This window comes from Ramlibacter sp. (assembly GCF_029866045.1).
In the GTDB taxonomy this organism is placed as follows: domain Bacteria; phylum Pseudomonadota; class Gammaproteobacteria; order Burkholderiales; family Burkholderiaceae_C; genus Ramlibacter.
Window position 1 is genome coordinate 1 of record NZ_JARXAB010000176.1, and the last position, 24,946, is coordinate 24,946.

The 24,946-nt window shown below is 65.2% G+C and carries 21 protein-coding genes and 1 tRNA gene; 10 read left to right on the plus strand and 12 right to left on the minus strand.

Annotation, left to right across the window (positions count from 1 at the left end):
* Positions 1-303: 303 nt before the first annotated feature.
* Positions 304-1,650, minus strand: a complete 1,347-nt coding sequence (locus QE494_RS17465; protein WP_300045521.1) for a sigma-54-dependent Fis family transcriptional regulator — start codon at positions 1,648-1,650, stop codon at positions 304-306.
* A gap of 237 nt (positions 1,651-1,887) precedes the next feature.
* Between QE494_RS17465 and QE494_RS17470 the strand changes: the two genes are divergently transcribed.
* Both QE494_RS17470 and QE494_RS17475 read left to right on the plus strand, forming a co-directional pair.
* A complete protein-coding gene (locus QE494_RS17470) occupies positions 1,888-2,526 on the plus strand; it encodes a response regulator transcription factor (RefSeq protein WP_300045522.1) in 639 nt (212 codons plus the stop codon).
* On the plus strand, positions 2,523-4,325 hold the full coding sequence (locus tag QE494_RS17475) for an ATP-binding protein (protein WP_300045525.1): 1,803 nt from the start codon (positions 2,523-2,525) through the stop codon (positions 4,323-4,325). Before QE494_RS17470 ends, QE494_RS17475 begins: the two co-directional genes overlap by 4 nt.
* Before the next feature lie 65 nt (positions 4,326-4,390).
* Here QE494_RS17475 and QE494_RS17480 read toward each other — a convergent pair.
* From QE494_RS17480 to uvrC, 4 genes are all read right to left on the minus strand, one after another.
* A tRNA-Val gene (locus QE494_RS17480) sits at positions 4,391-4,466 on the minus strand.
* Between the two features lie 31 nt (positions 4,467-4,497).
* Positions 4,498-4,770: an HU family DNA-binding protein gene (locus QE494_RS17485; protein WP_300045528.1), complete on the minus strand. Its 273-nt coding sequence runs from the start codon at positions 4,768-4,770 to the stop codon at positions 4,498-4,500.
* A gap of 180 nt (positions 4,771-4,950) precedes the next feature.
* Positions 4,951-5,517 (minus strand): CDP-diacylglycerol--glycerol-3-phosphate 3-phosphatidyltransferase, encoded by a 567-nt coding sequence (pgsA, locus tag QE494_RS17490; protein ID WP_300045530.1) that lies wholly within the window; start codon positions 5,515-5,517, stop codon positions 4,951-4,953.
* A 35-nt stretch (positions 5,518-5,552) separates the two neighbouring features.
* Complete coding sequence (gene uvrC / locus QE494_RS17495) at positions 5,553-7,418, minus strand: excinuclease ABC subunit UvrC (protein ID WP_300045532.1); 1,866 nt, start codon at positions 7,416-7,418, stop codon at positions 5,553-5,555.
* Between uvrC and earP the strand changes: the two genes are divergently transcribed.
* From earP to QE494_RS17510, 3 genes are all read left to right on the plus strand, one after another.
* Complete coding sequence (earP, locus tag QE494_RS17500; protein ID WP_300045535.1) at positions 7,417-8,595, plus strand: elongation factor P maturation arginine rhamnosyltransferase EarP; 1,179 nt, start codon at positions 7,417-7,419, stop codon at positions 8,593-8,595. The genes uvrC and earP overlap by 2 nt on opposite strands.
* Positions 8,596-8,768: 173 nt before the next feature.
* Entirely contained in the window at positions 8,769-9,323 is a 555-nt protein-coding gene (gene efp, locus QE494_RS17505) for an elongation factor P (protein ID WP_300045538.1), read from the plus strand.
* A gap of 216 nt (positions 9,324-9,539) precedes the next feature.
* Entirely contained in the window at positions 9,540-10,400 is an 861-nt protein-coding gene (locus QE494_RS17510) for a TIGR00730 family Rossman fold protein (protein WP_300045541.1), read from the plus strand.
* Here QE494_RS17510 and QE494_RS17515 read toward each other — a convergent pair.
* From QE494_RS17515 to QE494_RS17545, 7 genes are read right to left on the minus strand one after another with little or no spacing between them, the layout of a single operon-like run.
* Complete coding sequence (locus tag QE494_RS17515) at positions 10,397-11,572, minus strand: MFS transporter (protein WP_300045543.1); 1,176 nt, start codon at positions 11,570-11,572, stop codon at positions 10,397-10,399. The two genes, QE494_RS17510 and QE494_RS17515, sit on opposite strands and share 4 nt — an antisense overlap.
* Entirely contained in the window at positions 11,559-12,905 is a 1,347-nt protein-coding gene (locus tag QE494_RS17520) for a DNA recombination protein RmuC (RefSeq protein ID WP_300045545.1), read from the minus strand. Before QE494_RS17520 ends, QE494_RS17515 begins: the two co-directional genes overlap by 14 nt.
* On the minus strand, positions 12,905-13,897 hold the full coding sequence (locus QE494_RS17525; protein ID WP_300045548.1) for a D-glycerate dehydrogenase: 993 nt from the start codon (positions 13,895-13,897) through the stop codon (positions 12,905-12,907). The genes QE494_RS17520 and QE494_RS17525 overlap by 1 nt, the downstream gene beginning before the upstream one ends.
* Positions 13,894-15,360, minus strand: a complete 1,467-nt coding sequence (locus QE494_RS17530; RefSeq protein WP_300045550.1) for a sodium:proton antiporter — start codon at positions 15,358-15,360, stop codon at positions 13,894-13,896. Before QE494_RS17530 ends, QE494_RS17525 begins: the two co-directional genes overlap by 4 nt.
* 10 nt (positions 15,361-15,370) lie before the next feature.
* A complete protein-coding gene (locus QE494_RS17535; RefSeq protein WP_300045553.1) occupies positions 15,371-16,096 on the minus strand; it encodes a nitroreductase in 726 nt (241 codons plus the stop codon).
* Positions 16,093-16,539, minus strand: coding sequence for a thioesterase family protein (locus QE494_RS17540; protein WP_300045556.1), 447 nt, complete (start codon positions 16,537-16,539; stop codon positions 16,093-16,095). The genes QE494_RS17535 and QE494_RS17540 overlap by 4 nt, the downstream gene beginning before the upstream one ends.
* The gene (locus QE494_RS17545) at positions 16,539-17,525 is read right to left on the minus strand and encodes a histone deacetylase (RefSeq protein WP_300045583.1); all 987 of its coding nucleotides are present in this window, start codon (positions 17,523-17,525) and stop codon (positions 16,539-16,541) included. The genes QE494_RS17540 and QE494_RS17545 overlap by 1 nt, the downstream gene beginning before the upstream one ends.
* A 266-nt stretch (positions 17,526-17,791) precedes the next feature.
* Between QE494_RS17545 and QE494_RS17550 the strand changes: the two genes are divergently transcribed.
* From QE494_RS17550 to dnaG, 5 genes are all read left to right on the plus strand, one after another.
* A complete protein-coding gene (locus QE494_RS17550) occupies positions 17,792-18,337 on the plus strand; it encodes a phasin family protein (RefSeq protein WP_300045559.1) in 546 nt (181 codons plus the stop codon).
* Between the two features lie 328 nt (positions 18,338-18,665).
* On the plus strand, positions 18,666-19,706 hold the full coding sequence (locus QE494_RS17555) for an extracellular solute-binding protein (protein ID WP_300045562.1): 1,041 nt from the start codon (positions 18,666-18,668) through the stop codon (positions 19,704-19,706).
* 160 nt (positions 19,707-19,866) lie between these two features.
* Positions 19,867-20,625 (plus strand): 3-hydroxyacyl-CoA dehydrogenase, encoded by a 759-nt coding sequence (locus QE494_RS17560; RefSeq protein ID WP_300045565.1) that lies wholly within the window; start codon positions 19,867-19,869, stop codon positions 20,623-20,625.
* A gap of 78 nt (positions 20,626-20,703) precedes the next feature.
* On the plus strand, positions 20,704-22,638 hold the full coding sequence (gene ggt, locus QE494_RS17565; protein WP_300045567.1) for a gamma-glutamyltransferase: 1,935 nt from the start codon (positions 20,704-20,706) through the stop codon (positions 22,636-22,638).
* A gap of 81 nt (positions 22,639-22,719) precedes the next feature.
* Entirely contained in the window at positions 22,720-24,645 is a 1,926-nt protein-coding gene (gene dnaG, locus QE494_RS17570; RefSeq protein ID WP_300045569.1) for a DNA primase, read from the plus strand.
* Positions 24,646-24,946: the final 301 nt, after the last annotated feature.

The following is a 24,946-nucleotide window of genomic DNA, read 5'->3' on the forward strand; positions in this document are numbered from 1 at the left end:
CCAATTTCCAGGGACGGCGGCAGCAGCGCGCCCGACCGACCGCGAGGCCGGCAACGACCGGGCCACCCTGCAATACCCGCGGCCGCAGCCGCCGGCCAGCCCGAATGCGCAGCCTGCGACAAATCCAAACGTGAATCCGAACGTGATCTCGGTCCCGCCCAAGCCACAGCCCTGATCATTCTGGGGCCGCGCGGCAGAAGGGTCTGCAGACAGGATGTGGTTTGGATCTTCGCTTCGAGCTTGCCGTTCGAGCTTGTGCGTCGGACCGGAGAAGGGCCGCGATTGGTGACCGACTCTAATGGGTCAGCCAACCCGTAGCTCGTACTTCTGGATCTTTTCGATGAGCGTCGTCCGCTGCAGCTGAAGCAGCCGCGCGGTCTGCGAAACGTTGCCGTTCGTGCGCAGCAAGGCCTGCTCTATCAGGCTGCGTTCGATCTTCGTGAGCTGCTGCTTGAGCGGCAGGCCCTCGGGGGGCAAGCTCACAATACCTTGGGCCAGGCAGACGATTTCCTCCACCCGGTTCAGAGGCTCATCACCCATGACTTCTGTTGTCGCGCCGAAACCTGCAGAATCTCCTCCCGCCACGCCCAGCAGGCCAGCCTCGGGAGGGGCGGCCTGCACCGATGTCCCGTGCCCAACCAAGCCTCTGGCGTCAGGCATAGACATCACACCCGCGTTCGCCGCTGCGTGGGCCGGCGCGGGCGGCAGACCCGATTCGCCGAGCAGGGTGAAGATCATCTCGTCCCCAGCCAGGGGAGGCACCGCGGCCACGCTGGCGGTCGTCGGCATGATGACGGGCGCAGCCGCTACCGCCGACACTGCCGCCGCCGCCCGCGGCCGCATACCCGGGGGCAACATGGGCAGCGGAATCTCTGCCAGTGTCACGCGCCGGGCTGGAAATAGGGTGGTGAACCGATCAACCAGATTGGACAGTTCGCGCACATTTCCCGGCCAGGCGTAAGCCAGCAGGGCTTGGGACAAGTCCGGCGCAAAAGAGATCGGCTCTTGTCCATCCAGCGCATGGCGAGCAGCGTAGAAATCAAGCAGGTCTCGCACGTCCTGCGGCCGCTCACGCAGGGGCGTGGTGTGGCACGGCAGGACATTGAGCCGGTAGTACAGGTCTTCCCGAAAGCGTCCGTCGTCCACCGCGGCCGCCAGGTCTTTGTGGGTAGCGGCCACGACCCGGACGTCAATGTCCACCTGGCGCGTAGCACCTACCGGCTGAATCGCCCGGTCCTGAAGAACGCGAAGCAGTTTGACCTGCATGTCCAGCGGCAGGTCGCCGATTTCGTCGAGGAACAGCGTGCCGCCGTCGGCCATCTCGAAGCGGCCCAAACGGTCTGCTATCGCGCCAGTGAAGGCACCCTTACGGTGGCCGAACAGTTCGCTCTCGAGCAGGTCCTTCGGGATTGCGCCGCAATTGATCGGGACAAACGGACCCTTTCGCCGGGGGCTCTGGCGATGTAGCGCCTGTGCAACGAGTTCCTTGCCAGTGCCGCTCTCGCCACTGACCAGCACGGTCGAATGTGAGTTGGCCAGGACCTTGATCAGTGCGAGCAAGGCCTGGGTCGAGGCGCTTTTGCCGATGATGGGGGTCGAGGAAAGGGGCGGCATGAGGTGTTGGGTGCCGCCGCGAAAGCCGGCAGGCATGCGAACTTTCGTGGACTTTATTTATCCCTTTTGAGGACTGACACTTCCAAAGGAATCAATTTGATAACGGCGAGTGCGCCGGCTTGGGCAGACCGGCTCTCTCACCCCGAGTGGAACCTCTCAATTACTCACTGTCCCGCGTTTCTCCAGACCTCACAATCGCATGAATATGTATATCGCCCCCTATGCCCGGTGTGGCGACATCGGCCTCATATTTCTCACCTGCATGGGGGTCCCTTGCGCGCATTGCTGATTGAGGACGACCCGGTTTTCGCCGGGGCCATGGGGCGCGCGGTGCGCGGCTTGGGCGAGGGCTGGCAGGCGGACCTGGCGACGACGGTGGCCGAGGGGATTGCGATGCTGGAGGCGGCGGGCGACGACCTTCAACTGGCGCTGGTCGATATGACCCTGCCCGACGGCTCGGGCCTGGCGGTGATCCGCGCCTTGCGGCAGTTGCGCCCCGACGTGCCGGCATTGGTCGTCTCTACGCTGTCGAGTGAGCGCAGCGTGGTCGACGCCATCGCCGAGGGTGCACGCGGCTACCTGCACAAGAGCGATCCGCTGCACGCGCTGACCGGTTCGATCGCCCAGGTCCTGCAAGGCCACTACCCGATCAGTCCCTCGCTGGCCCGCTACTTGTTCAACCTGGTACGGCCTGACCCAACGGGGCAGACCGCGCCCCAGGTGCGGCTCACACACCGGGAGCTACAGACATTGCGCTGTATCTCCCTGGGCATGTCCTATTTGGAAGTGGCCCATGACATGGGCGTGTCACTGTCGACCGTGCAGTCGCACATCCGAAGCCTGTACCGCAAGCTCGAGGTCCGCTCGCAGGTCCAGGCGGTCGGCAAGGCGAGAGCGCAAGGGCTTCTGTGAACGCCAAACGCCTGGCCTGCTGGCTGGTGCTGGGATGCGCCCTCCTCTGGCAAGGTCTGGCGGGAGCCGGCAGCGCACCGGCAATTCAAGAACTCGGCGAAGCAACCCTGGGGATACGCGACCAGCAAACCCGGGTCACGCTGCCGCATACGCTCGCAAGAGGCCAATTCGCGCCGTCCGGTGAGCGGGTCACTTACCGGTTAACGCTGACCCTGGCCGAGAAGCCCACGAGCCCCCTGGCGGTATCCATCGTCAAGGCAAGCCGATCGGCCGCCATTCGCGTGAACGGCCACGAGTTGGGCAGCTGCGCACCCGGCCCCCTCGAAGGCCTGCGCTGCGCGCAGGCGCCCCTGTTTGTCCAAGCCCCCGACGCGGTCTGGCAATCTGGCGTAAACCAGATTGAGGTGGAAGTTTTCGCCAACAGCATGCAGACCAATGGCGTGTCGCGGGTGCTGGTGGGACCTGCCCAGGCCCTCTACGACGAGCGCCACCAGCCGGCCCAGTTCTGGCGCCAAGACCTGGTCACGGCGGTCAGCTGGGCGACGGCGGCCTTTGGCGTCCTGGCCCTTTTCATCGGCCTGCGCTATGCCAGCCCACAGCGGCGGGGCTTTCTGTGGTTCGGGCTGGCCTGCATGCTGCGGGCGACAAGCAATCTTTATGCGACCAGCATCGCCGTCCACGACGATGCCTTCTGGGTCCAATGGGCCTTCACCGCCGCTAGGCTGGCGTCGATCCCGGTCATGATTTTGACGCTGCTGAGTTTTTTCGAACATCGACTGCCCAGGCTGGAGCGGTGGCTGGTGATCTACGGCGCGACGCTGCCTTTTCTCGTCGCGGCCACCGGCGCACGCACGGACTGGGCGATGCTGCTGTCGGTGCCGGGCACGCTCATCGCGCTCTTCCTGATTCCAGTGATCAGCGCCTGGGTGCTGGCCCAGCGCTCACGGACCGCGATGCTGATGTTGGCCGCACTATTCGCGCTCCTGGCCTGCGGACTGCACGACGTCTGGGTGCTGGCAACGCCGAGCGGCTTTGACCGGCCGATGGCGCTGCCCATGGCCAATGGCATCCTTTTGCTCACCCTGGGCAGCATCATCATCGGCAGGATGGCCCACGCACTGGCGGTCACCGCCAACCTCAACGAGACCCTGCGCGACCAAGTAGCGGCAGCAGAGTCCGACCTGCGCCAGCAGCACCAGAAGATTCTCGAGTTTGAGCGCCGCCATGCCCGAAACGAGGAGCGCGAACAACTGCTGCGGGACCTGCACGATGGCCTGGGCTCCAACCTGGCCAGCGCGCGCATCCTGCTCGACGACCAGACCCTGCCTCCCGCGCAGGTGCGCGAGCTGATCGACGACTGCATCGATGACATGCGGCTCCTGATCGACGCCTCCGGGCCGCAGGCCCAGCTGGCCGACGCCCTGGGCAGCTTGCGCTACCGCATCACCCAGCGGCTCGGTTCGGCGCCGGTGCAGGTGCAGTGGACCCTGCACCTGGCGAACCTGCCGCCTCTGCCGGCAACCAGCGGATTGCAGCTGCTGCGGCTGGTGCAAGAGGCATTGACCAATGCCTTGCGTCACTCGGGGGGGAAGCACATCCAGGTCAGCGCGCGCTATGACACCAACCGCCTGCATCTGACTGTTGCCGACAACGGTCAAGGCCTGCGCGCCGGCGCGCGTGAAGGTCGCGGCCTCGGCAATATGCGCCAGCGCGCAGCGCGGGTGGGCGCCTCGCTGCAATTGCACAGCGACGCGGCGGGAACGCGGGTGGAGGTGGTCTTACCCATCCCCCAGAAATGAAAAGCCTGCCTAAGCGGGCGAGGACCGGGCTGGGCTGGGGGTGAACCGGGCGGGGGGCAGGAGGGTGGTGGGTGCTGACGGGCTCGAACCGCCGACCTACGCCGTGTAAGGGCGCTGCTCTACCAACTGAGCTAAGCACCCCTCACTGCAACCCGAAGCCGGGTCAACGCAATCAGTTCAGGGCGTCTTTGAGCGCCTTACCCGGGCGGAACTTGGGCACCTTGGCTTTCTTGATCTCGATGGCCTCCCCCGTGCGCGGGTTACGCCCCGTGCGACCGGCGCGCTTGGTCACGGCGAAGGTGCCAAAACCCACCAGGGAGACGGAGCCGCCCTTCTTCAGGGTGGTCTTGACGGCACCAATCATGGACTCCAGTGCGCGGCCGGCGGCGGCCTTGGAGATGTCAGCGTGCTTGGCGATGTGTTCAATCAGATCGGTCTTGTTCACGAATATTTCTCAGGGTGTTTGGTTAGAGTTCTTGGCAGGGGGATTGCCAACGATTAAAGCCACGGCTGCTGCGTGCTGTCAATACGGCTTGCCCTCTGGCAAAAAACTAACGGCTTACATTTTTTTTTAAGGGTTTGCGGGCGCCGGCACGCGGACAGCGGCGCAGAGCATAACGAGCGCCTAGCGGACCCGGGCACGAATCTCCGGCAGCGCACGCTGCAGGTAATAGACCATGGACCAGACCGTGAGGACAGCCGCGACCCAGATCAGCCAGACGCCCCACCAGCCGGTGTCAATGACCCCGAAAAGGACGCCGTCGTAGAGAAGAAAGGGGATGGCCACCATCTGCACCGTGGTCTTGACCTTGCCCAGCATATGGACCGCCACACTGCGCGAGGCCCCAATTTGAGCCATCCATTCGCGCAGGGCCGAGATCGCGATTTCGCGACCGATGATGATGAGCCCGACAAACACGTCGGCGCGCCCCAGGTGCACCAGTACCAGCAGGCTGGCGCACACCAAAAATTTGTCGGCCACCGGGTCGAGAAAGGCCCCGAAGGAGGAGGTCTGGTTGAGCCGACGGGCAAGCCAACCGTCGGCCCAGTCGGTCAGCGCGAATACCACGAAGAGCACGGTCGCGATCAGGTTCTGAACCTCGGGCGCCAGGCCCAGGTAAAACACCCCGACGATCAAGGGGATGGCGACGATGCGCGTCCAGGTGAGGATCGTGGGGATGGTGAAGAACATGGGACCGATTCTGGCACGGCGCGGCCCGACCTGCGTCAGCGCAAGGCCCGGTAAATCGTCTCGGCCAGCGCATGCGAGATGCCCTCGACAGTCACCAGGTCTTCCACGCTCGCGTCAGCCACGCCACGGATGCCGCCAAAGCGCTGTAGCAGGCGGGCCCGCTTCTTCGCACCGATGCCGGGAATCTCCTCCAGCCGGCCACCCCCCACCCGCACCTTGTCGCGGCGGGCACGCATGCCGGTGATGGCGAAGCGATGCGCCTCATCGCGAATTTGGGCGACCAGCATCAGCGCGGCCGAGTCGCGGCCAAGGTAGACCTTTTCCCGGCCATCGGCGAAGACCAACTCCTCCAGACCGACCTTGCGGCCCTCGCCCTTTTCGACGCCCACAATGCGGGACAGATCAAGGCCCAGCTCGACAAAGACCTCCCGGGCCATGCTCACCTGGCCCTTGCCGCCGTCGACCAGTACCACATCGGGCATGCCACCGTCTTCGACCTTGCCGTAGCGGCGCGTGAGCACTTGGCGCATGGCGGCGTAGTCGTCGCCCGGCGTGATGCCGTCAATGTTGTAGCGACGGTATTGGGCCGCCTGCATCTTGTGATGGTGGAACACCACGCAGGAGCCCTGGGTGGCCTCACCGGAGGTGTGCGAGATGTCGAAGCACTCGATGCGGAGGGCCTCGAGGTCGGCGACCGCCAGGTCAAGCGCCTCCACGAGGGAGCGGGTGCGCGCCTGTTGCGAGCCCTCCTCGGCCAGCAGCCGGGCCAGTTGAAGCGCAGCGTTCTTCTCGCACATCTCGAGCCAAGCCCGCCGGCGCTCGTGGGGCTGGTGGACCGCAACCACCTTGTGCCCGGCCTGCTGGGACAGGGCCTGCACCAACGCCCGGGGCACGGGGTCGCTGATCACCAGCACCGGTGGCACCGCGATGTCGATGTAGTGCTGGGCGATGAAGGCCTCTAGCACCAGCGGCTCGGGCTCAAGCTGCGGCCCATCGATCGCCCGCATCGCCTGGGCGTCGTCGACATGGCTGGGGAAGTAAGGTCGGTCACCGAGATGGCGACCGCCCCGAACCATGGCCAGGTTGACGCAGGCGCGCCCGCCCTGCACCCGCACCGCCAAGATGTCCACGTCCCGGTCGTCGGCGGTCTCGACCGATTGCTGGTGCAGCACCCGAGACAGAGCGCTGACCTGGTTGCGTAATTCGGCTGCCTGCTCGAACTCCAGCTTGTCGGCGTGGGCCATCATCCGCGCCTCGAGGTCTGCCATGACCTCGCCGGCTTGGCCCTGCAAAAAAGCCTCGGCATGAGCCACGTCGCGCGCGTAGTCGTCCGCGCTGACCAGGTCCACACAGGGGCCGGAGCAGCGCTTGATCTGATAGAGCAGGCAGGGCCGGGTGCGGTTGGCAAAAACCGTGTCTTCGCAGGTGCGCAGCCGAAACACCTTCTGCAGCAACTGGATCGACTCCTTCACCGCCCAGGCGCTCGGGTAAGGCCCGAAATAGCGGTGCTTGCGGTCGATCGCGCCGCGGTAGTAGGTCATGCGCGGGAACGCGCTCGACGGGCCACCGATCTTCAGATAGGGGTAGCTCTTGTCGTCGCGAAACAGGATGTTGAACCGCGGACTGAGCGCCTTGATCAGGTTGTTTTCGAGCAGCAGCGCCTCGGCCTCGGAGCGCACCACCGTGGTTTCCATCCGCACGATCTTCGACACCATGTGGCCGATGCGTGTGCCGTCGTGGTTCTTTTGGAAGTAGCTGGAGACGCGCTTTTTCAGGTCGCGGGCCTTGCCCACGTAAAGCACGCCGCCCTCGGCGTCGAAATAGCGGTAGACGCCGGGCAAGGCCGGCAGGCTAGCGACCTGGGCCAGCAACTCGGGAGGGTGCGCCGGAGCCTGGGACATGCGGCCTATTATCCGGGCCATGCGTTGGGACATCTTCTGCCGCGTGGTCGACAACCTGGGCGACATCGGGGTTTGCTGGCGCCTGGCCGCCGAACTGGCGGCGCGGGGCGAGGCGGTGCGCCTGTGGGTCGATGCGCCCGACCCGCTGACCTGGATGGTCCCAGGCGGCCGAGCCGGCGCTGCGCGCTTGGGTGTGGCACTGCGTGACTGGGACCCCAGCAGCCTGGTGGAAGACGAACCCGCAGAGGTCGTCGTAGAGGCCTTCGGATGCGACCCGCATCCGGGCTTTCTTGCCGCGATGGCGCAGACCGCCCGTGTACGCGGCGCGCCGCCGGCCTGGTTCAATCTCGAGTACCTCTCGGCCGAAGCTTGGGTGGCCCGCTGCCATGGCCTGGCCTCTCCGGTGCTGGATGGGTCGGCGGCCGGCCTGGGCAAGCGCTTTTTTTACCCGGGCTTCACACCGGAGACCGGAGGCCTGATCCGAGAGACCGGGCTGGACGATCGCCAGGCCCGCTTCGACCGCGGCACCTGGATGGCCGGTCTGGGCCTGCCCCCGCCGGCAAGGGGCGAGCGCCTGGTCAGCCTGTTTTGCTACGAGCCTCCCGCCCTGCCCGCGCTGCTGGGGCAACTTGCCGCCCAAGGTGCCCGCCTGCTGGTCACACCTGGGCGGGCCCAAGTGGCGCTCGAGGCCGCGCTGGTCACGCTGGGCTCGGCCCCAAAGCCTGCCTGGAACCTGCTGCCGCCCCTGCCCCAGACCGGGTTTGACGAACTGCTCTGGGCCTGCGACCTGAATTTTGTGCGGGGCGAGGACTCCTTGGTCCGGGCGCTGTGGGCGGGCCGCCCCTTCGTCTGGCAGATCTACCCGCAGCACGATGGCGTGCACCTGGACAAACTGGCCGCCTTTCTGGACTGGCTGCAGGCTCCGGCCTCGCTGCGCCAAGCGCATGCGGCCTGGAATCAGGCGCAAGCCCGGGCAGGCACGGACCCAACCTTCCCCCGTCAAGGCGCCCTACCCTGGCCAGCGCTGGACCTGCCAGCCTGGACGCAGACCGCGCGCGCAGCCCGCGAGCGGCTCGGGGCCGGCCCCGAGCTGGTGGCGCAGTTGATGGCCGCAGCCGGTGCTTGGGTGGGGCACGCTCCCAAGACCCCCGCCGGGAGCCCCGACGAAACCAGCTAAAATCCACATCTTCTTGGCGCGGTCATGCCCCGCCGCGGCGCCCAGCGCCTTCACTTGCCCTTGGCAGTGACGCGCGCGGGCAATTGACATCACCCGTGGCCCCCGATCGCCTCTCAACGTCACTCCAGGCCACCCCAGGCCCCTCTTCGAACCTGCCTCCCTAGGCTACCCCTATGAAAATCGCTCAAGAAATCCGCGCCGGCAACGTGATCATGCAAAACGGCGCTCCCTGGGTCGTCCTGCGTACCGAGTACGCCCGCGGTGGCCGCAACGCCGCCACCGTGCGCATGAAGCTCAAGAGCCTGCTGTCCAACCAAGGCACTGAAATCGTGTTCAAGGCCGACGACAAGATGGACCAGATCATCCTGGACAAAAAGGAGTGCACCTACTCCTACTTTGCCGACCCGATGTATGTCTGGATGGACTCCGAGTTCAACCAGTATGAGGTTGAGGCCGAGAACATGGGCGACTCCCTCAACTACCTGGAAGACGGCATGTCCGCCGAGGTGGTGTTCTATGACGGCAAGGCGATTTCGGTCGAACTGCCCACCAGCGTCGAGCGCGAAATCACCTGGACCGAGCCTGCGGTCAAGGGCGACACCTCGGGCAAGGTGCTCAAGCCCGCCAAAATTGCCACCGGTTTCGAAATCGGCGTGCCGATCTTCGTGGCCCAGGGCGACAAGGTCGAAATCGACACCCGCACCGCCGAATACCGTCGCCGCGTGTAAGCACGGCTGGCGGCATATCCGGAAAAGGTCCAGCCCCACGGCGGGCCGCGACCACAAAGGGCTCCTCTCGGAGCCCTTCTCATTGGTGGGCTAGAAAGTAGGCCAAATCGTGGGCCAGGAGGTAGACCGGATCGAGGACCGGATGGTCAATCGAGGCTGAGCACCACGCTTGGCATGCCCTTTAGGGGTCAGCGATTTCATCGCACAATCACCGCCATGCCCCCACACCGCAAGCTGCAAGACCCTTTGGCCGACGCCTGGGCGACCATTCGCTCACATGCCAGCAACGGCCTGCCCGTCGATGCCGACTCGAGCCGCCTGGCCTTCGCCGACCCCGAGTTTCTCCTGCGCCGTGAAACCCGCGGCATCCGTTTTCAGCTCGAGCTGCTCAAACCGGATCTGGCCCAGGCCGCGCACGGCATCGAGAACACCATCGTCGTTTTTGGCAGCGCCCGCATCCGCAGCCAGGAGGAAGCCCAGGCCTTGCTCGCGGCAGCCGAAAGCGGCGGCGACGAGGACACCATCGCCCGCGCGCGCGCGCTGGTGCGTAACGCCAGCCACTACGAGAACGCCCGCGCGTTTGGCAAGATGGTGGCCACCTACAGCGCCGGAAGAGACGCGGCGGATCGGCTCTACATCTGCACTGGAGGTGGGCCCGGCATCATGGAGGCCGCCAACCGTGGCGCCTACGAGGGCGGCGGCGAGTCCGTGGGTCTGACCATCGCCCTGCCCATGGAGGAGGCGGCCAACCCCTTCGTCACACCCAACCTCGACTTCAAGTTCCATTACTTCGCACTGCGCAAGATGCACTTCATGATGCGGGCCAAGGCGCTGGTGGCATTCCCTGGCGGCTTCGGCACCCTCGACGAGCTGTTCGAAGTGCTGACCCTGGTGCAGACACGCAAGGCCAAGCCAGTGCCCATCGTGCTATTTGGCAGCGACTACTGGCGGCGCATCCTGAACTTCGAAGCGCTGGTGGAGGAAGGCATGATTGCCGCTCAGGACCTCTCTCTCTTCACCTATTGCGACGATCCCGGACAGGCCTGGGACACGATCCGCGAGTTCTACGAGCTCTAAGGCGGCTTCACCCGCAAGGCCAAGCGGATGCCAGGCGTGACCATGATGCCCACCGCCCAGAAGACGGCGGACACCCCCACTGCTGCGCCCGCTGCGCCAAATAACAGCGGCATGAGCACGCTGGACGCGTTGATCGCGATCAATCGCAGTCCTAGCGCCTCGCCATGTTGGTGCTCGGGCGTGATCTGGTGCAGCATGCTCATGACCATCGGCTGGATCGTGCCCAAGGCCACGCCCAAGATGAACGAGCAGATGCCCATGCCCAGGGCGGTCTGCATGAGGGGATAGATACCGAACAAGACCGCAGACGAGGCCATGGCCACAGCGATCACCGCTGCCTCGGTCACGCGCCCGGCAATCATGGGCAATACGATCCGCACCGCCATTGCCGCGATCGAAAAGGCTCCGAGCAAACTGCCAATAGTCGAAGCAGACAGTTCGCGTTCGTGCCCGATCACCGGTACCACGAAGGTGTGGACATCCCAGCACGAGGCCATGAGCCAGTTGATGATCAACAGCCGGCGGAAACCCGGCTCACGCACCAAAGTCCAGGCGGTGGACGGCGCCTCCCCGGTGGGCCGCTCGGGCGGCGGCAGCTCGCCAGCACCGCGCACAAACGCCCAGGTACACAAGGCCACCACCGACAAGGCCGCGAAGGCCGTCCGAAAACCAAAGTGGTCGATCAGCAGGCCAGAGGCAACCGGCCCAAGGAAATTGGAAAAAGCCGGCCCAATCGCCAGCCAGGAAAAAACCTGACGCAACTCGGTCGGTCCGCTGGCAGAGCGGCCGGCATGGCGCTGGAGTGCGATGGAGGCGGCACCGGTCGCCCCGCCGGTCATGAGGGCGGCTAGGCACAGCACCGGGAAGACGGGCCAGGCAGCCGCCAGCGCAGCCGCCACGGCACCCACGATCACGCTCAGGCCCACCGGGCGGCGCAAGCCATGCCGGTCGGCAAAGCGGCCTGCTGGCAAGGAGAGAAAAATCTGGGTCAGTGCGAACAGCGCCAGCAACAGACCTACCGCCAGGGGGCTGTAGCCCTCGCGCAGGGCGAGGAGGGGCGCTGCCATACGCATACCGGACATGCTGGCGTGCAGGCAGGCCTGGCCAGCAATCAGGCGGACCAACAGGCGGACCGAACCGCCCGATTCCGGTTTGACATCAGGCGTCTGCATCGTCCCCCGCATCGGTCGCATCGACAGCCTTTGGCAGAAGCACCTGCGCCTGTTCTTCAGGCAGCGCCTCCACCACCTTCAGTGCACGGCGCATCTGCCGAGTGCGGGTTTCGGCCTTGTCGACCGTATCAGCGGCCTTTTGCACCTGCTCCTTGATGCGTGCTACCCAGTCACCGTATCGCTCGAACTCAGTCTTGACCGCACCCAGCACCTTCCAAACCTCAGACGCCTGCTGCTCCAGCGCCAGGGTGCGAAAACCCATATGCAGGCTATTCAACATCGCCAACAAAGTGGTCGGGCCAGCGAGTGTCACCCGGTACTCGCGTTGCAGCAGGTCCATCAGACCCGGCCGGCGCAGCACCTCGGCGTAGAGGCTTTCAACCGGCAGGAACAGCACAGCGAAATCGGTGGTGTTCGGCGGGCACAGGTAGGACTCGCAAATGGACTTGGCCTCCTGCCGGATGCGCGCCTCGAGTGCGCGCGAGGCGCTTTCCACGCCGACGGCGTCGGCCCGGTCATGCGCTTCGAGCAAACGCTCGTAGTCTTCGCGCGGAAACTTGGCGTCGATCGGCAGCCACACCGGCTGGCCGTCGCCGCTGCGGCCGGGAAAGCGCACCGCGAAGTCGACCCGCTGCCGGCTGCCGGGCCGGGTCTCGACCTGCTTGCCATATTGCTCAGGGGTCAACACCTGCTCGAGCAGGGCTTCGAGCTGCACCTCGCCAAAAATACCCCGGGTCTTCACATTGGTCAGCACGCGCTGCAGGTCGCCCACCCCCTGTGCCAAGCTTTGCATCTGACCCAAACCCTGATGGACCTGGTCGAGCCGCTCCGCCACCTGCTTGAAGCTTTCGGTGAAGCGAGCCTCCAGGGTCGACTGCAGCTTTTCGTCGACCGTCTGGCGCATTTCGTCGAGCTTAGCCGCATTGTTTTGCTGCAGCTGGCCCAGCTGGGCCTCGAGGGTGGCACGCACCTCTGAAAGCCTGCGCGCATTGGCCTCGCTCAGGCCCTGCAGCTGCATGGCCAGCGTATCGGCCAAGTGCTTTTGCATCTGCGCCAGTTGCTGGCCGAAGGCGTCGATGCGGTCGCTTTGGGTGCGGGTGGCCTCGCCGCCCTGGCGCACCAAGGACTCCTGGAACTGGGTGAGGGTCTGGCCCAGTTCCTGGCGCAGCGCCCGCGAGGATTCGCTGACCTCGCGCCGAATTTCCCGCTCAAGGCGTTCAATGCCCACCTGCAAGGCGGTAGCGGCGCTCTCGTCTACTGGCGTCTTGCGCACCAGCAAGAACCCCAGGAGGCCCACATTGGCCAGCCCGAGAACGAGGAGCATCCACTCCATCAGCGGCGCGCTCCGCCCAGGGCCTCGGGGTTGAGCGGCGTCTTAGGCTGTCCTTGGGTGAGGAAGTTGATGAGGTTGTCGGCGGCTAGGTCGGCCATCGCGCGGCGGGTACGCACCGTGGCGCTGGCGATGTGCGGGGTGAGAACCACATTGGGAACGGTGAGGAGGTCCGGGTGGACCCTGGGTTCCCCCTCGAACACATCAAGGCCGGCAGCAGCAATGCGGCGTTCGCGCAGCGCCTGGGCCAGCGCGGCATCGTCAACGATGCCACCGCGGGCCACGTTCACCAGGGTTGCGGTCGGCTTCATCTGCGCCAGTTCGGCGGTACCAATGGCGTGGTGCGAGGCCGGCGAGTAGGGCAGCACCAGCACCAGATGATCGGCCTCGCGCAGCAGCGTGGCCTTGTCCACATAGCGGGCCTTGCAATCGGCCTCGGTGGCCGCATCGAGGCGCGAGCGGTTGTGATAGATCACGTTCATGCCAAAGCCGTGCGCACCCCGGCGGGCAATGCCCTGGCCGATGCGGCCCATGCCCAGGATGCCCAGGGTGCTGCCATTGACCTCGGCACCGGCGAACATGTCAAAGGCCCACTTGTTCCATTGGCCCGCCCGCAAGAAGTGCTCGGACTCGGTCAGGCGCCTCGCGGTGGCCAGCAGGAGGGCAAAGCCGAAGTCGGCGGTCGTCTCGGTCAGCACGTCGGGGGTGTTGGTACCCAGGACGCCCGCAGCCGTCATCGCCGCCAGGTCGAAGTTGTTGTAGCCCACCGCCATGTTGGCGCAAATGCGCAGGTCAGGACAGGCGGCCAGCAATTCGGCGTCGATGCGCTCACCGCCGGTGGTGAAGACACCGGCCTTGCCGCGCAGCTTGTCGATCAGCGTGGCGCGATCCCACAGCTCGTCGGGTTGGTTGGCCGTGACCTCGAAGTGCTGCGCCAGGCGGGCAATCGTTTCGGGAAAGATGGCGCGCGCCACCAGGATGGAAGGTTTGCTCATAGGAACCACAGCCATGTCATGACAAGGAAAAGGGGCAAGAGTACGCAGCCGGACCAGGCCATGTAGCCAAAGAAGCTGGGCATGGGTACGCCCCGCTGCTCGGCGATCGCTTTGACCATCAGGTTGGGCGCGTTACCGATGTAGGTGTTCGCGCCCATGAAAACGGCCCCCGCAGAAATGGCGGCCAGCGTAGGCGCCATCGTCGTCATCAGCACCTGGGGATCACCGCCCGCGGTGTTGAAGAAAACGAGGTAGGTCGGGGCGTTGTCGAGGAATGAACTGAGGAAACCTGTCGCCCAGAAATAGGCGGCGGGATCGGGCTGACCGTCCGGTCGGGTGACTGCGGCAATGACTGCACCGAAGGGCCCCGCGCTGCCCGCTTGCAGCATGGCGATCACGGGCACGATGGTGAGAAAGATGCCGGCGAACAGCTTGGCGACCTCCTGCATCGGCGCCCAGGAAAACTCGTTGGCTTCGTGCACCGAGGCGGGGGTGATGCGCAGGGACAGCAGGGTGACCACAACCAGGCCCAAGTCGCGCACCAGGCCGGGCAGACCCACCGCCGTGCCAAACAGGTGAAACTGAACCGGCGACTTCCACAGCCCGCTCATGAGGACCAGGCCCATGATCGCCCCGAGCAGCCAAAAGTTGCGCGCGCCGTCAAAGCGCAGGGCCGGCGTGTCGGGCGTTGGGTCCTGAGGTGCCACCTCCTCGCGGTGGCGGTAGTACCACCGATCCAGAAAATAAAAGGCAAAGAGAAGACTGCCCACCAGGAACAGAGTCTCAGGAAAGATGTGGGACACCGTCCAGAAAAAATCCACGCCCTTGATGAAGCCGAGAAACAGGGGCGGATCCCCCAAGGGAGTGAGCGAACCACCGGCGTTGGAGACAATGAAGATGAAAAAAACCACCACATGGGCGCGATGACGGCGGTTGTCGTTGGCCCGGATCAGGGGCCGGATCAAGAGCATGGAGGCACCCGTGGTGCCCATAAAGCTCGCCAGCACCGCACCAATAGCCAGAATCGCGGTGTTCAAACCCGGACTTCCATGCAGGTTGCCGCGGATATGGATGCCACCGGACACGGTGAACAAGGCCGTGAGCAGGATCACGAAGGGGATGTAATCCGCCACCAGCGCATGCACGACCGTGCTGCCAGCAAGGCCCGCACCAAAGAGTGCAGCAAAAGGGAGCAAGAAAGCGAACGCCCAGGCCGCGGTGATCTTTCCAAAATGGTGGTGCCACAGGTGCGGGACCAGCAGTGGCATCAGCGCGATAGACAGTAGGAGGCCAGCGAATGGCACGCCCCACACCACCGAAAGCTGGCTACCGTCCAGGTTGGCCGCGCTGGCCAGACCGGGCAAAAGCAAGGGCAGGCTGCGAAGTACGGCCAGGAAGCGGCGGGCGTAGTGAGGCCCTCCGCCGCGCAGTGGACGCGGACCCGTGGTTCCAGCAAGCCTCATCGCCCGCCCCTCAGTCGAACCAGCGGGTGAACTGGTCCACGGTCTCGCGCGGGGTGTGGAAGGTATTGACCACCGCTGCCTCATCGGCGTAACCGAGGGACATTCCGCAGACCACCATGTCACCTTCGTCCGCGCCGATATGCGGCAGGATGATGTCTGCGAAGCCGTTCCAGGCGGCCTGTGGGCAGGTGTGCAGGCCGCGCGCGCGCGCAGCCAGCATGACACTCTGGATGAACATGCCGTAGTCCAGCAGGGAGCCGCGGCCGAGTCGCTTGTCGATGGTGAAAATCAGGCCCACCGGCGCGTCGAAGAATCGGAAGTTGCGCTGGTGCTGGGCGTGCATCTTGTCCTTGTCGGCCTTGCCGATGCCAAGCAGCCCATAGAGACTCCAGCCGTTTTCACGCCGACGGTCTATGTAGGGTGAAAACCACTGGCTGGGGTAGTAGTCATAGGCCTCCGCGTGCTGGGCGGCGAGCGAGGGGTCAGCGCGCATGGCGTCGAGTGCGGCACATGCCTTGGCGACCAGGCTGTCGCGGCTGGCACCTTGCAATACATGAACTTTCCAGGGCTGGGTGTTCACGCCGGAAGGGGCGCGGCTGGCAACACGCAGGATGTCGGCAATGGTCTCGCGCGACACCGGTTTGGGCAGGAAGGCGCGGGTCGAGAAGCGGCTGGCGATGGCGGCGTCGACGCTGGCCGGATCCTCGATCCGGGTGGCAACTTGGGAAATGCTCATTGAAGGGTCTCCAGTAGGGTTCTCAGTTTTTCGGGCAGGGGCGCGGGGCGGCGCGTTTCGCGGTCCACGTAGACATGAATGAAGTGACCGCGGGCGGCCGTCTGAGCCGCGCCTTGCGCAAACAGGCCCACCTCGTATCGGACGCTGCTGGCGCCCAGCTTCGACACGCGAATGCCGGCCTCCACATTTTCCGGGAAGGCCAGGGGCTCGAAGTAATTGCACTGGGTCTCAATCACGAGACCGATGGTCGAACCTGCGTGGATGTCGAGCGCGCCCTGTTCAATCAGGTGTGCGTTTACCGCCGTGTCGAACCAGCTGTAATAGACAACATTGTTGACGTGCCCGTACACATCGTTGTCGGCCCAGCGTGTGCCGATCGTGCGGAAAACCCGGTAGGCACTACGGGGCTCCGGCTGGGGGCGGCTGTCCTTGGTCTCACGCATCACCCCACATTCTGCCAGCGACGCCAGTACTGGCCGGCGACCTGGAAGGTGGTCACCTGCGCTTGGACGGTGTCCTCGACGCGGTGGCCGTAGCCGCCAGCCATCGCCATGGCCAAGGGGACCCGTCGCTGCCATGCCCAGTCGAACACCCGCCTGTCCCGGGCCTCGAGGCCATCCCAGGTGAGCTTGAGGCGACCGAGCCGGTCGCCCTCATGCGGATCCGCGCCCGCCAGGTAGATCACGAGCCCCGGGGAAAAGCGCCGATCCAACTCGTCGAGCGCACCTTCCAGCGCCTCCAGATACTCCGCGTCACCACATCCGTCGGGTAGAGACACGTCAAGATCCCCGGCCTCCTTTCGGAAGGGAAAGTTCTTCGCGCCGTGCAGCGACAGTGTGAAGACGCTGTCATCCCCCTGGAAAATGCGCGCCGTGCCGTTGCCCTGGTGTACATCGAGATCAATGACAGCCACCCGAAGCGGGGCGTCCGGGCCATTGCGCCTCGATCCCGATCCCGCCCTCAAACCCGCACGGCCGACCGCCCCGCGCGCCTGCCGCGCCCATTCGACCTGCATCAGTCGCGCAGCCACTGCGGCGTCATTGAACACGCAGAAGCCGCCCCCTCGCTCCGCGTAGGCGTGGTGGGTGCCCCCGGCGATATTGGCCGCCACGCCTTCACGGATGGCGGCCCGGCAAGCCGCCAAGGTGGCACCGACAGAGCGACGGGCACGGTCGGCCATGGCATCGCTCCAGGGAAAACCGATCTCACGCAGGATGCGGGGATCTACCGAGCCGTCGGCGATGCCGCGGATATAGCTGGGCACATGGACCAGTGCCAGTTCGCCGTCGCTGGCGGGCTCGGCCTGGCAAAGCACCAAGTCCGCTAACTCCGCGATAAGACGCTCCCGGAGCATGGCGTACTTGACCATCGGGAAGCGATGCCCTGGCGGAAGCTGAAGCACGAACTGCGTGGCATAGAACACCTGCATCCGCGCATTGTTGCGTTGCAATGCCGGCATGTCTGCGCAGGGGGGCATTCGAGCGCGCCGGATGTAATTCTTATTGACCACTTGGGAGTCAGCTCAACTGCAAAGCAAAATTTTTGCTGCATCGCACCAAAAACTGCTTGAAAACCGAGGGAAGCCCCCTATACTTCAAACCATGCTGCACCGCACCAAAGCATCCCGAAGGCGGGCGGCAAGTTGCAAGAAGCAGTGCTCCCCCCCTCTTTAACCTCAAAAGGAAATTTTCAAACATGCTGACCCCCGAACAAGTCCTCGCCTCCCAGAAAGCCAACCTCGAAACCCTGTTCGGCCTGACCGCCAAGGCCTTCGAAGGCGTGGAGAAGCTGGTCGACCTGAACATGACCGCCTCCAAGGCCGCCCTGATCGAAGTCGCGGACAACTCCAAGGCTGCCATGTCCGTGAAGGACGCGCAGGAACTGCTGGCCCTGCAAGCCACACTCTTCCAGCCGCTGGCCGAGAAAACCGCCTCCTATAGCCGCCACCTGTACGAGATCGCCACCACCACCAGCACCGAATTCGGCAAGGCCTTCGAAGCCCAAGCTACCGACATGCAAAAGAAGTTCATGACTGCAGTCGATACCGCCTCCAAAAATGCTCCGGCCGGCAGCGAAAGCGCCGTCGCCGCCTTCAAGACCGCCCTGTCCGCTGGCAATAACGCCCTGGAGTCGGTTCAAAAGGCCGTGAAGCAAGCCTCCGATATGGCCCAGGCCAACTTCCACGCGGTGGCCGACACCGCCACCCAAGCTGCCAAGACCGCCAGCCGCGCCAAGCGCTGATGGCCGAAGCCCCTGGCGACAGGAACCTGTCGCCAGGGGCGGTTACAGACTCCGCGGCGCCTTGGCGTCTTCAGGTTGTCTCCTCGGGTCCTTTCGACACCTTCGTGGTTCAGGGATCCTTAGCCCCGGCAAGTTCCGGGGCTTTTTTTTGGCCGTGGCGCGACCGTCACCGCCAAACAACCGGCCGTGTGCTGGCTGCGGGGATAGCGAGGCTCAGCAAGTCGCCGCTCCTGCTCGGCCGGGGAAAATCGTACCGAACCCAGATACCAACAAGAATCGTTCTCATTTGGGGTATCATGGCGCTCTGACCGATTCAAAGAATCACCTCGTGCTCCGAACCGCCCTCCTCACCCTCGGCCTCACCCTGGCCTCTGCGCATCTCGCCCAGGCCCAGGAACAAGTCCTGAACCTTTATTCCGCGCGTCATTACTCGACAGACGAGGCGCTCTACGACAACTTCACCAAGGCAACGGGAATCCGCATCAAGCGGGTCGACTCGGACGATGCTGGCATCCTGGCCCGGCTCAAGGCCGAGGGCGCGGCGTCGGTGGCCGACGTGATCCTGCTGGTCGATGCCGCCCGCCTGTACAAGGGGGAGGTCGAGGGTCTGTTCCGGCCGATTCGGTCGAAGGCCCTCGAGGAGGCCATTCCGCCTGGGTATCGCGCCGCTCCGACCGCCGACGGGACCACCTGGTTTGGCTTTTCCACCCGCGCTCGGGTGGTGGTCTACGACAAGGCAAAGGTCAAGCGCGAGGAAGTGCAGACCTACGAGCAGTTGGCTGATCCCCGCAACAAAGGCCGCATCTGTATCCGCTCGGGCTCCCATCCCTACAACCTCTCACTTTTCGGTGCCATCACTGAACATCTCGGCGAGAAGCGGACCGAGCAGTGGCTCAAAGGGGTGGTGGCCAACCTGGCCCGCGATCCCAAGGGGGGTGATACCGACCAGATCAAGGCGGTGGGCGCCGGCGAGTGCCAGATTGCCGTGAGCAACACCTACTACATCGCTCGCCTGATGCGGTCGAGTAACCCGGAGGACAAGGCCCTGATGGAGCGGGTGGCCATCGTCTTTCCGAACCAAGGCAGCTGGGGTACCCACCTCAACATCGCAGGCGGCGCTGTGGCGCGCAACAGCAAGAATGCGGCGGCTGCACAGCGCTTCCTGGAGTACCTCGCGAGTCCGCAGGCCCAGGACTATTTCGCCAACGGCAACAATGAGTGGCCCACAGTCAAGGGTGTCAAATTGACCAACCCCGCCCTCCTGGCCATGAGCAATGGCGCGTTCAAGGCCGAGACCATTCCGCTGGCCGCGGTGGGCGCACACCAGGTCAAGGTGCAGCAGATGCTGGACCGGGTCGGGTTCAAGTGAACAACTGACCACCCTCCTGCCCCGCACAGCCCGGCTTTGACCGGGCTTTTCACACCGGGTGGTCCCGGCGGCACTCGCAGCCCTCTCACTCGGTCGAGCCCGCATAATGTGACGTTTACGTCAACGTCAACGTCAACGTCAAATTTTCCGGGAGCATTCCATGGACATCCAAGGCAAGGTCTTCATCGTCACCGGCGGCGCGTCGGGTCTGGGCGAGGGCACGGCCCGCATGCTGGCGGCCGCAGGCGGCACAGTGGTCATAGCCGACATGCAGGCCGAAAAGGGCGAGCAAGTCGCACGGGAGATCGGCGGGGCCTTCGTCCGGTGTGACGTAAGCAACGAGACCGATGGACAGGCCGTGATCGCCAAGGCCACCTCGCTAGGCAAACTCATGGGGCTGGTGAATTGCGCGGGCATTGCGCCAGCAGAGAAAACCGTGGGCAAGACCGGCCCTCACAGCCTGGCGGTCTACCAGAAGGTGATCGCGGTGAACCTGGTGGGCAGTTTCAACATGATCCGTCTGGCGGCAGACGCGATGGCGAAGAACGAGCCTGAGACCACGGGAGAGCGCGGCTGCATCATTTCCACCGCCTCGGTAGCCGCTTACGACGGCCAGATCGGCCAAGCCGCCTACAGCGCCTCCAAGGGCGGCGTCGTCGGCATGACCCTGCCCATCGCCCGAGACTTGGCACGCAATGGCATCCGCAACATGACCATCGCCCCGGGCATCTTCGGCACGCCGATGATGTTCGGCATGCCCCAGGAGGTGCAGGACGCACTGGCCGCCGCCGTCCCCTTCCCCTCGCGCCTGGGCACGCCGCAGGACTACGCCAAGCTGGCGCGGCACATCTTCGAAAACGACATGCTCAATGGCGAGGTGATCCGCCTCGACGGCGCCATACGCCTCGCGCCGCGCTGAGCTGACACCCTGGGGGAGTCCCGGCCTGGGCGGCGCGCCAACTCAGGTTGGGTCTGGGCTTGGTCTAGGATGAGGCTCATGCACTTCACACTGAAGCCCCAACACACGCCGCAGCGCGCTGCACAAACACCCGCTTCCAGCCTCCGCAGGACTGCGCGCGTTGCCGCGCTCACCTTGATCGCGGGCGCCTGGGTCGCTGGCTGTGCCTCCATCCCATCTGGCGCTGGCGGACTTGCCCCCTCAGCCTCCTCAGCATCCTCCGGGTCAGCCCCTGCTGCGGGCTTCACCTATCGCCGCCCGGACCTGCCGGAAGCAGCCTCCGGGCTGGGCGCCAAGCCGGGCTGGGCAACACAACGCTTTGCCGTCGCCGCCGCCAACCCGCTGGCCACGGATGCCGGCTACCAGGTGTTGAAAGCCGGTGGTAGCGCCGTCGACGCGGCGATTGCGGTCCAGATGGTGCTGACCTTGGTCGAACCCCAATCCAGCGGAATTGGCGGCGGTGCCTTCCTTCTGCATTCCGACGGGCGGCAGGTGCGCGCCTATGACGGCCGGGAGACGGCGCCGGCCGCCGCAGACGAGCGGCTTTTCCTGGGCGCCGACGGGAAGCCCCTTCCCTTCTACGAGGCCGTGGTGGGCGGCAGGTCTGTGGGCGTGCCAGGCCTGCTGCGCATGCTCGAAATGGCCCATCGCCAGCACGGCCAACTGCCCTGGGCCCAGTTGATCCAGCCCGCGATCACGCTCGCCGAGGAGGGGTTTGCGGTCAGCCCCCGCCTCAATACGCTGCTTAAAGCCGACGCCCACCTGCGAAAAGATCCCTTGGCGGCGGCCTTCTACTACCAGCCCGACGGTCAGCCACACCCGGTGGGGCATCGGCTGCGCAACCCCGCTCTGGCCGAGGTGCTGCGCCGTGTCGCGCGAGAGGGCCCGAACGCCTTGTATCAGGGTGAAGTCGCACAGGCGATCATTGCCAAGGTGCAGCGCCATCCAGGCAACCCCGGGCGCATGACGCTGGAGGACCTGCGGAACTACCAGGCGCGCGAACGCGAGCCCTTGTGCCACGACGCACGGGCCGGCGGGCGCACCTGGCGCATCTGCGGCTTCCCGCCTCCAAGCTCCGGCGCAATCGCCATCGGGCAGATCCTGGGAATGCTGCAACACACGCCCGCCGCAGCCATGCCGCTGCGCGACGCACGCCCCTCCTCCGACTGGTTGCACTTCTACACCGAGGCCGCACGATTGGCCTTTGCCGACCGGGCCCAGTACCTGGGGGACCCGGACTTTGTTGCACCGCCAGCGGGCCGCTGGGACAGCCTGCTGGCGCCCGACTACCTGCGTGAGCGGGCCCGCCTGATCGGGGAACGCAGCATGCGGGTCGCATCCGCTGGCCAGCCCGGAGGCTCGCGCAGCAGCTGGGCCCCCATGCCGGACCAGCCTGAATATGGCACCTCACACATCAGCGTCGTCGATGGCCGCGGCAATGCCGTCGCCATGACCACGACCATCGAAGATCAGTTTGGCGCTCGCCAAATGGTGGGGCTGGAAGGCAAAAGCGGCGGCTTTCTGTTGAACAACGAACTGACCGACTTCAGCTTCGCTCCCACCGACGCGCAAGGTCGGCCCGTGGCCAACCGGGTGCAGCCCGGCAAGCGGCCTCGCTCGTCCATGTCACCCACCCTGGTCTTTGATCCGGCAACCGGACAACTGGTGGCCAGCCTCGGCAGTCCGGGCGGCGCACTCATCATCCATTTCACAGCCAAGACCTTATGGGGCACCCTGGCCTGGGGGCTCGATGCGCAAAAGGCCATCGACCTGCCCAACTTCGGCTCGACCGGCGGCCCGACCCTGCTCGAAGAGGGTCGCTTTCCCGCTGGGACGGCAGACGCCTTGCGCGCCCGAGGAGCCGAGGTCCGTGAGCAAGCGATGACAAGTGGTCTTCAGGCGATCACCCGCACCCCCGGGGGCTGGTTCGGCGGTGCCGACCCGCGCCGCGAGGGCGTGGTGATGGGGGACTGAGGGGGCACAGACAGGCCAACCCGAGGTGGCCTGCCAAGCGACCGCAGGTGACTTAGCCGCCCGGGGCACAATAGATCCGGCATGGCCATCCCCGATTCATTCATTCAAGAACTGCTGGCGCGCGCCGACGTGGTCGAGATCGTCGGTCGCTATGTCCAGCTCAAAAAATCGGGCGCCAATTTTTCGGGCCTGTGCCCCTTCCACGCCGAAAAATCTCCCTCCTTCACCGTCTCGCCCACCAAGCAGTTCTTCCACTGCTTCGGCTGCGGCAAGCATGGCAATGCGATCGGCTTCCTGATGGAGCACGCCGGCATGGGATTCGTGGAGGCGGTCCAGGACCTGGCAGGCCAGTTCGGCATGCAGGTGCCAGAAGATGACCGCTCGCCCCAGGACCGCGCCCGGGCCGCCGAGCAGAGGCAGAAGCAGGACAGCCTTACCGACGTATTGGAAAAAGCGGGAGAGGCTTACCGCAAGCACCTGAAAGCCTCCCCCAAGGCAGTGGCCTACCTCAAGGGGCGCGGCCTGTCGGGCGAGATCGCCAAGCGCTTTGGCCTTGGCTATGCGCCCGAGGGATGGCGCAGCCTGGCCAGTGTGTTCCCCGACTACGACAGCCCGCTGCTGGCGGAGTCCGGGCTGGTCATCGTCCATGGCGAGGAAGACGGGCAGGACGCCAAGCGCTACGACCGCTTCCGGGACCGCGTCACGTTCCCCATTCGCAATGTCAAAGGGGAGTGCATCGGCTTCGGCGGCCGGGTACTTGGGGACGAAAAGCCCAAGTACCTCAATTCGCCAGAGACACCGGTATTCAGCAAGGGCCGCGAGCTTTACGGCTTGTTCGAGGCTCGCCAGGCGCTGCGTGAAAAGGGCTATGTCCTCGTGACCGAAGGCTATATGGACGTGGTCGCATTGGCGCAGCTAGGGTTCCCCAATGCGGTCGCGACCTTGGGCACCGCCTGCACCACCGACCATGTGCAAAAGCTTTTTCGCTTCACCGAGAGCGTGGTCTTCAGCTTTGATGGCGACGCGGCGGGTCGACGCGCGGCGCGCAAGGCGCTGGAGGGTGCCCTGCCCTACGCCACCGACGTACGAACGGTGAAGTTTCTCTTTCTTCCTGCTGAGCACGACCCGGACAGCTACATCCGGGCCCATGGCGCAGACGCCTTCTCCCGCTATGTGGGCGAAGCCACACCGCTCTCACGCTTCCTGGTGGACAGTGCGCGCGAGGGCTGCGACCTGTCCACGGCCGAGGGGCGGGCGCGGATGCTCGCACATGCCCAGCCGCTTTGGAACCTGCTGCCGGAGGGCGCCCTCAAGCGCCAGTTGCTGGGAGAGTTGGCCGACCTGGGGCAACTGGACGGGCGCGAACTGTCCGGCCTGTGGGGCGCCGGCCCGGCGGGGCGATCAAGCACACGGGGCTACGGCGCGGGCGCAGGGAATCGGCCCCGGGGCCGGGGCCGTGATACCGCCTTCGAGTCACCAGACCCGGAATTCGGTGGAGACGGCTCCGTCTCCAGCAGCGATTGGCCGCGCGAGGCCACCGGCGTTGAAGGTACCCGCAGCCCCTGGCGCCAGAAAGCTAGGCGCACCCCTGGCCGGCAATTACCGCCAGGCCGAGCCGACCGGGCACTGCAGATCCTGCTGTCCGACGCTGCCGCCTGGGAGCGCCTGTCGCAAGAGGATCACCAAATGCTGTGCGAGCTCGCGGAGCCCTACGGCCCTCTCTTTGCCTGGCTGGACGCTCGACTGCATGACGAGGGGCCCCAGCCCTGGGAAAGCCTGCAGGGTCAGCTCAGCGCTCACCCCCATGCCGATTTCGCGCTCGGGCTCATGGCGCGAATGCCTTCGAAAATTGAGCCGGACTCCTTGGAGCTCGATCACATCCTCACGCGTGAGCGCCAAGCGCGTGTAGCAGAGGAGATGCAGGCGCTTTCACAACGCGCGGGGAGCGATCCGAGTGCATACGAAAGGCTGAAAGAACTGGTCGCGAAAACCCGGGATCGCGGCTGAGTGCAAGCGACGCCGGTATAATCCAAGTTGCTCGCGGCAAGAGCGACAGCAGCACCTCCGGGCCCGGCCAACTGTGCCAAAGCGCACGACCCGCCAACTTACCGCAAGGACTGCACTCCAAATGTTCGCCCTCCTCACTTGCCACTGAGCGATCACTTTTTCCCTCAGGGCCTTTGCAGGCTTTGCTCGCTGCCCTCCCATCCGGGAGGGTTAGGGAAGATTGGGAAAAGTGACAACTCGTCTCCCCGCGCCGGGTTTCTTGGCGCATTGATCTCTGCTCGTGTCCCGCTTGTGTCCCTTT